Below are 15619 nucleotides of genomic sequence, written 5' to 3' on the forward strand. Positions count from 1 at the left end.
TATGTCTAGAGGAATAAATAAAGTCATCCTAGTTGGTAGTTTAGGAAAAGACCCTGAAGTTAAATACCTACCTAATGGTAATGCTGTGGCAAATATCAGTTTAGCGACAAGTGAAAGTTGGAAAGATCGTAATACAGGGCAAAAACAAGAGAAAACAGAGTGGCATAGAATAGTCGTCTTTGGAAAGCTTGCTGAAATTGCAGGGCAGTACCTTACAAAAGGAGCACAAGCATACTTTGAAGGTAAGTTGCAGACTCGCAAGTGGCAGGATAAAACAACAGGCCAAGACAAATATACGACTGAAATTGTTGTAGATTCTGGTGGTCAAATGCAAATGTTAGGTGGAAATACTCAAACTAGAAGTGAGCCGAATAATACTTACACTCCAAATGCAGTAGCGAAGCCATCAAACAATAATTTTTCATCTCAAAATAACAATAACCAAACTCAGTTCAATAATAGTAATCAGTTTCAGGGGCAACCAAATACTCAAAATGTGAACCAGAACCAATTTAACAATCAAAATCAGTTTCAAGGACAGCCGCCAAGCAATAATCAAACGGTAACAAATCCTCCAAAAGTAGAAATAGATTTTGATGATGACATCCCGTTCTAGCTAGTACGGCTAAGGGATTAAGTTAAATGGGCTTCTTTGCTAATTTATTCAAAAGTAAAAAACAAATTCTTTGCGAAAAGCAAAGCGAGTTAACTCGTCAGAAGAAAGTTTTGAAGCAAAGTAACAATGAGCAGTTAGCGAAGAAAATAAATGCAATTCCAGTCATAACGGCAAGGAATAAATTAGTAGCCACTCTGTCAACGTTTGAGCTTAAGAGAACTCAACTAAACCTTCAGTGGCAACAGGCATATGCTGATTTTTCATGGTGGAATAAGTTAAAACATGATGAAAATCTAGACTTAAGTTCGTTAGACAAAGAAATAAGAAAATTAAAAGCAGCATTAAAAGAATTTGACAAAAAATACGGTAACGATTGCAAAGCAATAGACACGCATTTCAAGTCATTAGCGTCTTTAAGCGAAGAAAGAATTGATAGAGCACATAAAACACTAAAAGATGCTGTAGATAAAAACCTAGTAAAGGATATAAATAACACTTCAGTTGCCGCAGCTTGGTTTGCTGGTTTATCGGTTCCTGTATCAATTTCAGCGGATCTATATAGCGCCAATCAAGTATATGATTCACTTAGAGCTGTTAATAGCAACTTTAAAAATATGTCTAATACCGAAATTTGGTTTGAAACACTTTGGATGTCACCCGAAAGTCATGCAGGTTTGGTCAGTTTAACCAAAGGCGCATATTTCGAGCAGCTCGTTGCAGATGATACAGGGGGAGAATTATTTGAACACTTTAATAACCCCGGCACAGATATCACAATTGATGGCATAGAGATGCAAATCAAAGCAACAGACAGCGTGTCTTATATTGCCTCAGTTGATGAAGAAATCCCTGTAATAGCAACAAGTGAAATTGCAGCACAAACCGTTGCAATTGATGGGGGGTATACCAATGAAGAACTTAATAATACAGTAGAACAAGCACTAGGTGGTGGAGTGATTGACGCAAAAGACACTGCTGTTGATGCCATTCTCTCAGGTGTTGGTACACTGGGTATCTTCGCTACTATTAGCGGAATTAACCACGCTTCTGAACGCTATAATAAGGGCGTTGATGGGGTAGAGGCTATTTTTGATGGTGCAGGTGTTGCTATTGAAGGAACTGCCAAAGGCCTAGTTGATGCGGGTGAAATGGTTTACAAGGCAGCAATGTCAAAACCAAGCAGGTTTATTGGTCGCACATTAGTTAAAGGATTAAAAAAGCTCGACGACAAATTGTTTGAAGAGCCATCCAAGGAAGAAAAACGATGAAAGAAATAGCACAAGCATATTTACATGAAATGACGGGAAACCCAACAGCATCTTTTCATAAAGACCAGTGGGAATCTATCGATGAACTGGTGAATAAACAAAATCAGTTACTAGTCGTTCAGCGTACTGGTTGGGGTAAAAGTGCCGTATATTTTATCGCCACAAAAATTCGTCGCTCTCAAAGCTTTGGCCCAACATTAATTATATCGCCTTTGCTATCATTGATTCGTAACCAAATAGACTCTGCTGCAAAACTAGGCTTAAAGGTGGTTTCATATAATTCATCAATGGACAAAAGTGAGCGCCAAATTGCCGAAAATCAAATACTCGCTAGCCAAGTTGACGCAATCATAGTTGCTCCTGAACAGTTAGGGCAAACTTACTTTGCCGAGAATATTTTGACTCGCATTAGTGGTAGTGTAGGCTTGTTTGTAGTCGATGAAGCGCACTGTATATCAGACTGGGGGCACGACTTCAGGCCAGACTATGGCCGTATTGTTCGCGTATTACAAAATATGCCGAAGAATATGCCTGTATTAGCGACAACCGCTACAGCGAATAACCGCGTTGTTAATGACATTAAAAATCAATTAGGAGATCGCTTATCTATAATCAGAGGAGCGCTCACGCGCAAAAGCTTACAGCTGCAAAATATTGATATTTCAAATAAATCAGAACGCCTCGCGTGGTTAGCTCAATATTTAAATAACATTTCAGGTACTGGGATTATTTATACCAAAACAACTAAAGACAGTGAGATAGTTGCAGGCTTTTTGCAAACGCAAGGTATTAACGCTCATGCTTATCATAGCCAATTAGAAACGAACGAGATGAAAGAACAGCTCGAACAAGCGCTAATAAATAATAAAATCAAAGCACTTGTTTCTACTTCTGCATTAGGTATGGGATTCGATAAGCCCGATCTAGGCTTTGTCATTCATTACCAATCACCAGGAAACGTTGTTGAATATTATCAACAAGTAGGCCGTGCAGGGCGCGGAATAGATAAAGCAATCGGTATAATGATGCTAGGTAAAGAAGATGGCAGAATACAGCAATACTTTATTGAAAATGCTTTCCCTAAAGAGCAACAAATTAATCAATTATTAGAAGTCATAGAAAATGCAGATGGCCTCAAAGTAACCGAACTAGAGCCGCTCGTTAACTTCTCAAAAGGTACAATAGAAGACATTTTAAAGTTTTTAAGCATAGAGCAGCCATCACCAATATTAAAAGACGGTCCTCAATATTTTAGAACACAGTTTGATTACCAAATACCAGAAGAAAAAATTGAACGTCTAAATATTATTAAACAAGGTGAGTGGGAAGTCTTAAATAATTATCATAAATCTAATACATGCTTAATGCAGTTTTTGTCAAAAGAGTTGGATGATCCCGATTCACAGCCTTGCGGTAAATGTGAAAATTGTAACCCAGCAAATAAACTACCTGACAAAGTCGATAGTGAGCTGGTATTAAAAGCGAATGATTACTTAAGGCATAGATACATTGCTATTAAACCAAGAGCAACCTTTGCTAGTTCTGGCAATAATGCCCGCTTAGCATTTACTAAATACGGTCTTCCCTATAGCGCAAATAAAGCTAATTTAAATATTGAAAAAGGGATGGCGCTTTCATCATGGAAAGATGGCGGCTGGGGTGACCTCGTTGCAGAGGGCAAAGCTTCAGGCGTATTTAGCCATGACTTAATTCCGCCAATGGTTAAAATGATTAATAGTATCCCTTATGAGCAAAGGCCTAGTTGGCTTACTTACATTCCATCTCCTAGGCACCCTAACTTAGTTAAAAACTTTGCACATGCGTTAGCGGCTGCATTAAATGTTGAATGTAAAGACACTATTAATATTGCTGAATTAAGACCACCCCAAAAAACGATGGAAAATAGCTTTCACCAAAGTAAAAATTTAGATGGTGCTTTTAGTATAGATACTTCACAAGGGTATTCTTCACCTGTTTGGTTATTAGATGACGCGGTAGACTCAAGGTGGACATTTACCATTGCAGGCGCCTTATTAAGGCAAAATGGTGTAACCAGCGTAGTGCCTATAGCATTAACTAGTACCAGTAAAAATAACTAAGTAAACTAAGACAAAAAAGTGGCAAGGTAAAATTAAGAAACAAGTAAAGCAACCTAATTATAAAATCGATAATAGTAGATACTTAAATGATAACTGAAAATACAAAAGCAATACTTTTACTCACAAGCTTTTTTAACGCGAATGAAGTGAAAGAATATAAAACGCTGACAGTCAATGAGTACGGTTACTTCGCATGTTGGTTACATCAAAATGGTTTTAAGCCTGTAGATTTACTGAATGAAGAAACGTTTGACAGTATTTGGGTATCTTGGGATGAACCATTAAGTCATATTAAAGCGAAACAAATTATCGATTTTGCTCGTTTAGACAATACAATTGAAAAACTAACGTATGAGCGTATTAAAACTCTACTTAATCGAGGTGCAAGTTTAAGCCTAGCGCTCGACAAATGGCAGAGTGCGGGTGTGTGGATCATGGACCGACAACACGAGCACTACCCTAAAGCGATTAAAAAGCAGCTTAAGCATCAAAGCCCAGCTTTATTTTTTGGTGTTGGTAACCCTGAATTACTCTCAAAGCAAGCAATTGGCTTTGTTGGCTCTAGAGATTGTGATGGGCAAGATGAACAAGCAACCAATCAGTACGTTTCACAAATTAACCAATTAAATTACCAAGTTGTTTCGGGGGCAGCCAAAGGCGTTGACTCTCATGCAATGCTTGCTTCTCTTAACAACGGTAATACAGCAATAGGCATATTGGCAGATAGCCTGTTCAAAGCAAGCGCAGCAAGACAATGGCGTCAGCACTTAAAAGCCAATAACTTAGTGCTTATAAGTCCATTTTACCCTGAAGGGCGCTTTACACCCGCCAATGCTATGGCGCGTAATAAGTTTATTTACCTCTTATCAAGTGCAACGGTTGTTGTAACTTCAGGTGAGAAAGGCGGTACGTGGGAAGGCGCTAAAGAGAACCTAAAAAAAGGGTGGGTACCACTTTTAGTTTCAGAGCATAAACAGCCTTTACAAGCGGGTAATCAAGCATTAATAAATGGCGAGGGCTTAGGTAAGGTTCTGGCTAATGCATGTTCAATTTCGCCTGATAACACCACAGAACAATTGTTAGAGTTATTCTCAACTTCAGAAAAAGAAACCTCTCAACAATCAAATAAACTAGCCAACGAATCAATTAAATACGTTGAAAAAGGTCAAGGTTCACTGCTGAGCGGGTTAGATGCTTCAACAACTAGCGCTAGCTATACAGAAAGTCCTATAAGTAATATTCAGACTCAAGACGATCTATTTTCTATGGCAAAAAATGAACTTGAAAGTGAACCAGAACCATCGGCTTCACCCAATAAATACTCGAAGATAGAAGGTGTTGAGGTTAAAAATATTGAGGCTAAAAGTGTTGACGTTAAAAACAATCAACTTGAAGCAGGCGAACATAAAGAGCTCAGCTCAACCTCGTCATCAGAACCGCAAGAGCAGACCAAAAATAAACAGGTTAATTTAAGTAATGAAATACAAAGCGATGAGTGTGATAACACTAAATTGCTAAATGTGGAGCCAGAGCAACACGCAGGTGAGGTGCAAAAAACAGAACAAGCACCAGAGCAAGCCAACGAAAAAATACCAGAGCAAATATCGCAGCAAATACCAGAACAGTTAGAAGAGCAATCACCTGAGGAATCAACAACGCCTTTGCTGGATAGCTTTTATCTTCATTTATGCAAATTAATTGAACAGCAACCACAGCATCTTATTGATAAAACAACACTCGACAGCCATTTTCCCGAGTTTGAAATAATGGGCAAGCAGGCATTAGATAAGTGGTTAAAGCACCTAGTTGAGCAAGGCAAACTAGTACGTCCGTCAGCTAAGAAAAAGCAATTCACATTGCCTGTAATATCGCCAACATAAAGTAACAAGCAAGACTGCGAAACAAATTAACATCAGGGATTAGATACAGAGGCCAGATATAGCGGCCCAGTAAAGAGAAAATTATGAACACTAAAAACTTAAAATCATACGCTCCTAAAGCACGTAAACAGTTTATTGAAGCCGTTAAAAAACGTGCTGCTCACTTTGGTATATATGAAGACCGAATAGCAGAAGTTCGCATTGAAGGCGGCGCTGCCATAATTGAAGGCCGTGCCTTTACTCGCAAAGAAGGTAAGCAACGTAAACGTTTAGAAAGCAAACTAGCAGAACGTGGCTATGACATGTTCACGCGTGAAATTGCCTACACATGGTTTAACCGCCTCGCAGCATTGCGTTATATGGAAATACATGACTACTTTGATCATGGCTTTCGTGTGCTTTCCCCAGCAAAGAGTCATCTTAGTAACGCTGATAGCCTACCTGAAATCTTAAATCATGCATCCGATGTGGCAAACAGTTTAAATTTAGATAAAGACCATATTATTGAGCTACAGCTTGCGGGTGATAAAGAAGAAGAGCTGTATCGTGAATTGCTATTAGGCCAATGCCATCAATTAGCTAAAATTATGCCTCAGATATTTAAAGGTTTAGCGTTTGAGAGCATTGATGATGCAACCGAGCTATTACTGCCAAATAACCTAACTAAAACCGATTCAATACTTAAAGGGCTAATTAATGATATTCCTGAGGAAGATTGGCAAGAGATTGAAGTTATTGGTTGGCTATATCAGTTTTACATTTCAGAGCACAAAGACTCTGTTATAGGTAAAGTCGTCAAGTCAGAAGATATCCCCGCTGCCACTCAGTTATTTACGCCAAACTGGATTGTTAAATACTTAGTACAAAACTCTGTGGGTAGACAATGGTTAGCCACTTACCCAGATTCAGACCTTAAAGACAAAATGGAATACTACATCGAACCTGCTGAGCAGTCTGAAGATGTTATTGAACAGCTAAAAGCCATTACGCCAACAAGCATCGACCCAGAAGAGATCAAAGTGCTAGACCCTGCCTGCGGATCAGGACATATTTTGGTTGAAGTATATGAAGTATTGCGCGAAATATACCTAGAGCGTGGCTACCGTCTTCGTGAAATTCCAGAGCTGATCCTTACCAAGAATATCTATGGTTTAGATATTGACGACCGTGCAGCGCAGCTTGCAGGTTTTGCCTTAATGATGAAAGCGCGTGAAGATGACAGACGCATCTTTCAACGCGTTGAAGACGGTGAAGTAACTCTTAATGTATTATCACTGCAATCTTCTGAGCACCTTGATATACACAAGCTTTGGAATGCGCTTGATTTAGAGGGAAAACATCATAGTGGCACAACCGCAGGATTATTTGATGAGGTAGTACAGCCAAACGACTTTGCTTACAACGAACAGAGCGATAAAACCATACCTGCGCAAGCAAGTATTTATGCTGATTATTACCAGTTACTACAAATATTGAAAACTGCGTTTTTACAAGCTAAAACATTTGGCTCGTTAATACATATTGATAATAAACATTTACAACAATTATTAGCTTTAAAAGAATTATTGCAAGCGAAAGAGAAAGGTTCAGATCCTGCTGCTAAACAAGCTGCATTAGAGGTTTTACCTATGGTTAACCAAGCTACTTTATTAGCTCAGCGATATGACTCTGTGATTGCTAACCCTCCGTATATGGGGAGTAAAGGAATGAATTTAGAGTTAAAAGAGTTTGCTAGAACAAACTTCCCAAACTCAAAAGCTGATTTGTTTTCTATGTTTATGGAAAGAGCTTTCAACTTGCTGACTCCTAACGGCTATAATGCACAAGTCAATATGCAAGTCTGGATGTTCCTTTCAAGTTATTCCGGACTAAGAGATTTCATTTTAAACTCAAAATGCATGACCAATATGGCCCACTTAGGACCAAGAGCTTTTGGTCAAATTTCTGGAGAAGTAGTTCAAACAGTCGCTTGGACGATTAAAAATACTAATATTCAAAGCTATAAACCTGTGTTTTTCAGACTCACATCTGGGAATGAAGATGAAAAAAGGCAAGAGCTTCTTTCACAAAAAAATAGGTTTGATTCTCTATCTGTTGAAGATTTTAATGATATCCCTGGCTCGCCAGTGGCTTACTGGGTAAACGATAACATTCGCTCTAAGTTCAAATCTCTGCCCTTACTAAATGAAAAGGCAAGATTGAAACATGGTATGTCTACTGGGAATAATGAAAAATTTATAAGATTTTGGCATGAAGTTGATTTAGATAAGTTTAATACACCTTTAACCTACGCCGAGCATGGAGCTAGAAAAAAATGGTTTCCATACAATAAAGGAGGAAGCTTTCGGAAATGGTATGGTAACAATGAATTAGTTTTAAATTACGAGCATTCAGGAAGAGATTTAATATCTGATAACAAGCTTGGGTTGACACCTGGTTTTAGGCACGACGGAAGGTCTTTTTACTTCAGGCAGGGTCTAACCTGGTCATCGCTTAGTTCTTCAGATTTAAGTGTACGTAGGTTCGGAGAAGGCTTTATTTTTGCAGATAAAGGGCAGTGTTTATTTTCAGAGATGTCATACTCTTCAATTTCTGCCTTTTTAAATTCAAATATAGTTGGTGAGATAATAAAAGTGTTATCTCCAACAGTCGATTTTAGCTCTGGATATTTAGAGAAGTTACCGATTCCCGATATACCAGCTAAATGTGAAGACATTGAGGAAGAATGTTACAAGCTTTCTAAGCTTGATTGGGATAGCACAGAATTATCATGGGAATTTGTTAAGTTAGATTTACTTAACGCAAAGAGTAATTCAATATCTGAATCATACTTAAACCGTAAAAGCTTTTGGTCAGGTATTTGTGAAAAATTATTAAATCTACAAAATGAAAATAATTTAATATTTGCAGAACTATTTGGACTAGAAAAACAAAATGTTGTAACCGACTCTTTAGAAAAAATCTCTTTGTTTAGAAATATAGAATACTCTTACAAAGGTGACTCTAATAAGATGCAACGTGATTACTTTGCTGAAGTGATATCCTTTTCAATAGGGTTATTGATGGGACGTTTTTCATTAGATCGAGATGGTCTAGCTTATGCTCACTCCTGTAATCAAGGCTTTAGAGAGTTAGAATCTGAAGGAGCTTTTAAATCTTTCTCAGCCGATGATGATGGCATAGTCCCATTAGCTTCAGAAGAGTGGCTATTTGATGATGATGCAACCACTCGTTTTAAAGAGTTTGTTAAAACGGTTTGGGGTGACGAGCATTTATCTGAAAACCTAGAGTTTGTTGCTGAAAGCCTATGTTTACATGCCTTGAAGCCTAAGAAGGGTGAGAGCCCTATAGAAACCATTCGTCGTTACTTCTCTACTCAATTCTTTAAAGATCACTGTAAGACCTACAAAAAACGCCCTATCTATTGGTTATTTAGCTCAGGTAAAGAAAAAGCCTTTGAGTGTTTAGTGTATCTGCACCGCTATAACGAAGGTACGCTGTCGCGTATGCGTACCGAGTACGTAACGCCTCTTATGGGTAAATACGAGGCCCAGCATACACTGCTGACTGAGCAACAGCTGCAAGCCACAGGCACCGAAGCTCGTGGTATCGAAAAAGACTTAAAGTCGCTTGAGAAGAAACAAGCAGAACTTCGCACCTTCGATGAGCAATTAAAACACTACGCCGAAAAACGCATCACCCTCGACCTAGACGACGGCGTAAAAGCTAACTACGGAAAATTTGGTAACTTATTAGCCGATGTAAAAGCCATCCACGGCAAGGCAGTGAAGTAGCGTGAACTGCAATCCGCAGCATTTTACCCGTAAAGAATTAGCTGACTTTTACGAACGGCTAATTCTTATGTGGGAAAATGGTGACTTGCTAAATCAGCGCTTTAATATTCGTTCAAGTAAAGCTTATAGGCGTTTGAAAGAACAGTATGCATTTGACTTAGTACCTCATGCAAATTTAGAGTTAACCAACGTTGAGTTTGATACTTTTGATTTGAACCTAACCGGTGAGAGCAAAAACGTAATACATTTTCATAATGCAAAAAGCAATATTCTGAAAAGCTACTTTTACCATATAAGAAATGTTGCAGGTCATGCTGATATAGAAAAAGTTAATTTTAGGAATGTAAATTGGTATGTTTTTGAACACCGCTTTTCGAATCAAATAAAGCTATTTGGTATGTTTAAAGCCGCTGACTTTTGGAAAGTTCACCATGAACTAATTAGCTTAAAGGGAAATAAGTAAATGGAACTAAAATTAATAAAAAAATATGCACTAGCAGCACGAGCTTTATTTAGAACTGCAATTAAATCACAGTTAGACTTAATTAATAAAAGCGATGGTTTGATTGCAAGAATCAATCAGTTAGGGGAGGAAGAAGTTGTAGAACAAGCTGCCTATACCTGGTTTAACCGCTTATGTGCAATTAGATACCTTGAGCTTAATGATAAGTTACCGCACGGTTTTAGGGTTTTATCACACCCATTGCAAACAAACGCGTTTCAAATTATAGAAAATTTAGAAACGCTAACTGACGACTTTAATTTAGACAAATCGCAGGTGGTAGAGTTAGTTTTAGAGGGAACTCACGACGAAGAGCTATTTCGAATGGCATTACTTGGTCAATGTGAACAACTTGCTCAGGGAGTTAATAAGTTATTTGGTGAAGAGACTTGCTGGGTTAATGAGCTATTGCCTTGTGATTTAACGCGGACTAAATCTATTGTTCGTTTTGTTGTAGATGGCTTAGATGAATCATTTTGGCAGACCCTTGATGTGTTTAATCAGTTGTTTTCTGCTTATTACGCCGATATAAAAAAAGAGTTACCCAAAAAAATAGGTATTAATGAGTTGGCAAAAGCCACTCAAACGACAGAGCCCAAGTGGGTTAGCCAATATATGGTAGAGAACTCTTTAGCTCGAAGGTGGCTTGAGTTGTTTCCTGATTCGACTATTGCTAGCTCTTTGGCGTTCTTTTTGCCTGATGCAGAACAACTTGATGAAGTTAACCAACATATTGCTAATATTGCGACAACGCCTAGTTATGACCTTCGCGAATTAAAAGTTTTAGATGCCGCATGTGGCTCTGGTAGAAATTTGTTAATCGCGTACGATATTTTAGTGAATATTTATCTAGAAAAAGGGTTTAGATTACGGGATATTCCGCAAGAAATTTTTGAGCATAACCTTGTGGGCTTTGATATAGATGAGCGAGCAATTCAAATTTCATCTCTTATATTGGTATTACGAGCTGCTGAACAAGATAGGCGCTTTTTAACGAGAGGATACCAACCTAATATATTACAGCTGTCTGACACTGGCGGGCTAGGTACAATTGCATCGCCAGAGCAAATTGATGATAGTGAAAATAGTTTTGCTATTAAGAAAGCTCTTGAGCAAAAATATGATGTTGTTGTTACTTACCCACCTAATTTAGGGATATTAGGTGCTGATGAGTCGTTAATAAATTTAAAGGACGTTGCTAAAAAAGACTTTGCCGAAACCAAGAGTAATTTGGCGACAATGTTTTTTAGTCGAACGTTAGATTTACTTAAGCCTGATGGTTTTACATCTTTGATTTTAAAAGATAGTTGGATGTTTATGTCTCGATACGAAAAAATGCGAGATATTTTATTTGATAACCACTCAATATGCAGTTTGGCACATTTAGGGCGTGGGGTTATACCGGATCAACACCAGATGAATGCTGTAGTGATCAGAAATAGCCATCTACCAAGCTTTGAAGCGCGATATTGCTTTACAAGCAATGCGGATATTACTGATAAACAAATAGACGAAAGCTCTGATACATTAGAAGAGCAATACATTTTGCCTAAACCAAAAAGCTTTCCTAGTGATAATTCACGCAATGTGTGCAACTCGTTAGCGAAAATGTCAAACGTTCCAACTAAACCGTTGTCGTATTGGGCATCGGAAGGTTTACAGAATGCATTTTCGTTGGGGCAGCCTTTTAAGTCTAGTGTGGCAACACTGCCAGCAGGCAAAAACATTGATCGTGACAAATTTGTTAGGCAGTGGTGGGAGCTAAATCATCATGATTTAAATAGCGAACAAGGCAATTGGAAGCCCATAATATCAGGTGGAGAGTATAGGCGTTGGTATGGAAATATTAATGGTTATGTAAATACGAAGGAACCTGAAATTGGTCAGCTTAATCAACAATTAGAAAGCAAAGTTAACTCTTGGACCGCTTTAGCGCCGACGTTTAATGCTCGAGAAGTACCATCTGACGCTATTTATGATGCTTCAGGCCCTTGTTTTGCTCCAAGTAGAAATGTTACTGATGAGCAAACAAGGTTGTTTCAGTTGGGTTTGTTAAATTCTTCAATGTTTAACCGTTTAGTTAAAACGGTTTATCCGGAAGGGGTTTTAGGCTCAATAAGGCCAAATGATTTAGCTGTGCTGCCTATTGTTGATGATGAAAAAGCAGCCATTGCAAATACTGTAGAGCAACTCGTTAAGTGTTCAAAAGAAGACTGGCACAGCGTAGAAACATCAATAGCGTTTGGCAGCCATCCTATTATGCTTGAACATCTTAAGGCAAGTTCTACATTGATAGCCGATGACTTTTTAACGCTTGAATCTGATACACAGGAATTTGTTAATTATATTACCTCGCTGGAGCAAAGCTTAAATGGGCATGTAGATGAAAGCTATCAAATTGACGCAAGTGAGCGAGTAGTAATATCTGCATCTGATTTGTCTTTCTATAAAAATCCCTATTTTACTATTGGTACGAATTTAGACGAAAGCGAACCTGATGCTTATAAAGCGAAGGTGCTTAATACTTTTAGATCGGATACCGTCGTTAGTTTAATAAGTTACATTGTAGGCTGCATAATGGGCCGATTTAGTTATACCGGTGACGGGGTGGTTTTTGCAAACCAAGACGTTAGTCAGCTTAAATCGTTACTAAACAAGGAGGTTTACTCAGGGTTTCAGCCGGATGATGATGCAATTGTACCGTTAGCAGAAGATTCTTGGGTATATGAAGATGATGCAACAGGCCGAGTAGTCGAGTTTGTAAAAAAATCTTGGGGGGCTGAGAGCTTAAACCAAAATATTAATTTCATTGCCGAGAGCTTGATACTTAATGCAATTAATCCTAAGAAGGCTGAGCCAGCAGAGAATACCATTAGAAGATACTTATCTAGTCAGTTTTTTAAGGACCATGTCACTAAGTATGCAAGAAAGCCAATATACTGGTTATTTAGCTCAGGCAAAGAAAAAGCCTTTGAGTGTTTAGTCTATATGCATCGCTATAACGAAGGCACTTTGTCACGTATGCGAACAGAGTATGTTACGCCTCTTATGGGTAAATACGAGGCACAACATACTTTGCTCTCGGAGCAACAATTACAAGCCACAGGTACTGAATCTCGTGGTATCGAAAAAGACTTAAAGTCACTCGAGAAGAAACAAGCCGAACTGCGCACTTTCGATGAGCAATTAAAACACTACGCCGAAAAACGCATTACGCTGGACTTAGACGACGGCGTAAAAGCCAACTATGGCAAATTTGGTAACCTATTAGCCGACGTAAAAGCTATCCACGGCAAGGCAGTGAAGTAATATGATGGGGCTATTGAAATAAGATGGAAACAGACAATACACAACCATTGTTAACAATTGCTGAAGCTCAAGCGCTTTCTGACGATGATTTGCTGCAAGTGTTAAAAGCACATTGGCAAATTGAAAGCGATGAATTGCTCGTTTGGGGCGAGTTAATTGAGATTAATACGGCTGAAGACACATTTATTAAATTGACGAATGTAAAAGCGGTTAATCAAACGCAGTTATTAACCTATCCAGTCGATTTACCCACTCAACATGATATTCCAAGGCGAGGGGTATTTCTGAGTAGTAAAGTTGCAAGGGAATTTTACACGGAAAAAGGCGTGAGATGGATAACCTGTGCTGTTGAGTTATCAGAAGCTAAAGAAAGAGAAAAGCATAATAATCCTTTTATATTAAAGGTTCAGCCTTCGAGCATTAAACCTTTAATTGAGCTGTCAGAATTAAAAGATGAGCAACATCAGTGGGGCTATATTACTGAGGGGATCATCGAACATGTTTCTAATATAAATAAAGATTTGTTAGATCAAAAAAACGCCTCATTAATTGAGGACGTTAAGATTAAAGAACAGCAAATAAACGCTATTGAAAGTGGTATTGCGTCAGTTCAGCAACAAAAAGACTCGGCTACGGAACAACTGATTAAAGCTCAAAAAGCGCTGGAAAGCGTTAAGGGAAAAGAAATTGAAATGAAACAGTCTTTATCTGAACTTACACGCTATATAGAACAAAAAACGAGAGTTTTAGAGCAATTAGACTTGATTGATAAGGTAGATGAGTCATCTAAAGTTGAAGAAGAGGATGAAGGTGAACATTTGAATTTCTCATCTGATTTTAACAGTGATTACTCGTTGGTTTCGCAATATATTCAAGCTAATTTGGCAGAAAATGGTTTTTTGTACCCTAAGGAAATTGTTGATAACTTTATTACCTTATTGCGATGTAATGATTTAATTGTGTTAGCAGGTGACTCTGGCGCAGGTAAAACAAGTTTGGTTAAGGCATTTGCTAAAGCCATAGGAGGCGTTGCTAAGGTTATTCCTGTTAAACCTAATTGGACGGGCTCAGAAGATTTAGTGGGTTATTATAATCCGATTGAAAAAAAGTATATTTCGACCCCATTTTTAGATGCGCTAATTGAAGCGAGAGATAACCCTACAAAACCTTATTTAATCTGTTTAGACGAAATGAATTTAGCTAAGGTGGAATATTATTTTGCTGACTTTTTGTCAAAAATGGAAGAGCGCAACGGCGCGCCTAAAATAAGCCTATACAGTGATGATTCTGTTGGGCATACCCTTTCAGAAATAAAAACAGTACTGACTATATTGCAAGATGCTCGCAGTAACAGTCAAAACGGCGATTCAATGAGTTTTGTTGAATTGATTCAAGATGAAGCTATTAATAAGAAGCTTCGTTTGGCGTTTGGCATGAGTGATCAGGAGTCGTTAGTTAAATACCACGGTGATATTCGTCGATTAATTGCTGAGCGTACCAACAAGCCTTCAGTAATAACGCTGCCTGAAAATGTTCGTATTGTTGGCTCTGTTAATATTGATGATACTACGCACTTTTTGTCGCCAAAAATACTTGATCGTGTTCATGTGATGCAGTTTCAAAGCCCTTTGTTAATGGATTTAGCGGGGATTAAAGCAGAGATTGAGTTGAATAAAGAGAAGGGGTTATATGAATTAGGTGTTTCTCGCTTTGATTTACCAGTCATGTTTTCTAGTGCCGAAATGGGTAGAAGACATGAGTATCCGGCATTTGATACTTCGTCTCCCTTTTGTGAATTAATGACAAAATACGTTAAAGAATTTTTTCATCCACTCGGTTTAGACTTTGGTATGCGACCGGTTAGACAAGGCTTGAATTACCAGCATTATTTTAATGATGTAAACACTAGTGAGCAGGAAGCATTAAATAACTTTTTTCTTTTTAAGGTGTTACCAAAGCTTAACTTTGATGGCACAGTAAAAGTTGGTGAATACCATAAACATGAATTGCTATTACAAATGCATGGGGAGCTTAAGCAAGATATTGGTGATGACATAAAAATTAATGAGTCTTTTTCTTCAGTTAAATTACTGGGGGCATTGTTGAAAAAAGCAGAGGCAAACGGTTGGAACGTTAATTTTTGGCTGTAAA

The 15619-nt window shown here is 38.1% G+C and carries 8 protein-coding genes; all 8 read left to right on the forward strand.

Annotated elements, in window-relative coordinates:
* Window position 1: 1 nt before the first annotated feature.
* Complete coding sequence (gene ssb / locus MTN96_RS29915) at window positions 2-616, forward strand: single-stranded DNA-binding protein (RefSeq protein ID WP_282452133.1); 615 nt, start codon at window positions 2-4, stop codon at window positions 614-616.
* 26 nt (window positions 617-642) lie between these two features.
* Window positions 643-1884 (forward strand): hypothetical protein, encoded by a 1242-nt coding sequence (locus tag MTN96_RS29920; RefSeq protein WP_248533821.1) that lies wholly within the window; start codon window positions 643-645, stop codon window positions 1882-1884.
* On the forward strand, window positions 1881-3983 hold the full coding sequence (locus tag MTN96_RS29925; RefSeq protein ID WP_248533824.1) for an ATP-dependent DNA helicase RecQ: 2103 nt from the start codon (window positions 1881-1883) through the stop codon (window positions 3981-3983). The genes MTN96_RS29920 and MTN96_RS29925 overlap by 4 nt, the downstream gene beginning before the upstream one ends.
* A gap of 86 nt (window positions 3984-4069) precedes the next feature.
* Window positions 4070-5863, forward strand: a complete 1794-nt coding sequence (locus tag MTN96_RS29930) for a DNA-processing protein DprA (RefSeq protein WP_248533826.1) — start codon at window positions 4070-4072, stop codon at window positions 5861-5863.
* Between the two features lie 83 nt (window positions 5864-5946).
* A complete protein-coding gene (pglX, locus tag MTN96_RS29935) occupies window positions 5947-9657 on the forward strand; it encodes a BREX-1 system adenine-specific DNA-methyltransferase PglX (protein ID WP_248533828.1) in 3711 nt (1236 codons plus the stop codon).
* A 1-nt stretch (window position 9658) separates the two neighbouring features.
* Window positions 9659-10120 (forward strand): hypothetical protein, encoded by a 462-nt coding sequence (locus MTN96_RS29940; protein WP_248533830.1) that lies wholly within the window; start codon window positions 9659-9661, stop codon window positions 10118-10120.
* Entirely contained in the window at window positions 10121-13468 is a 3348-nt protein-coding gene (gene pglX / locus MTN96_RS29945; RefSeq protein ID WP_248533833.1) for a BREX-1 system adenine-specific DNA-methyltransferase PglX, read from the forward strand.
* A 23-nt stretch (window positions 13469-13491) separates the two neighbouring features.
* On the forward strand, window positions 13492-15618 hold the full coding sequence (locus tag MTN96_RS29950; RefSeq protein ID WP_248533835.1) for an McrB family protein: 2127 nt from the start codon (window positions 13492-13494) through the stop codon (window positions 15616-15618).
* Window position 15619 lies beyond the last annotated feature (1 nt).

It is taken from the genome of Pseudoalteromonas sp. 2CM28B (assembly GCF_023161935.1).

Excerpts from the sequence above, each read along its gene's own strand:
- ssb (WP_282452133.1), top strand. The coding sequence starts at position 2 with ATGTCTAGAGGAATAAATAAAGTCATCCTAGTTGGTAGTTTAGGAAAA.
- MTN96_RS29920 (WP_248533821.1), top strand. The coding sequence starts at position 643 with ATGGGCTTCTTTGCTAATTTATTCAAAAGTAAAAAACAAATTCTTTGC.
- MTN96_RS29925 (WP_248533824.1), top strand. The coding sequence starts at position 1,881 with ATGAAAGAAATAGCACAAGCATATTTACATGAAATGACGGGAAACCCA.
- MTN96_RS29930 (WP_248533826.1), top strand. The coding sequence starts at position 4,070 with ATGATAACTGAAAATACAAAAGCAATACTTTTACTCACAAGCTTTTTT.
- pglX (WP_248533828.1), top strand. The coding sequence starts at position 5,947 with ATGAACACTAAAAACTTAAAATCATACGCTCCTAAAGCACGTAAACAG.
- pglX (WP_248533833.1), top strand. The coding sequence starts at position 10,121 with ATGGAACTAAAATTAATAAAAAAATATGCACTAGCAGCACGAGCTTTA.
- MTN96_RS29950 (WP_248533835.1), top strand. The coding sequence starts at position 13,492 with ATGGAAACAGACAATACACAACCATTGTTAACAATTGCTGAAGCTCAA.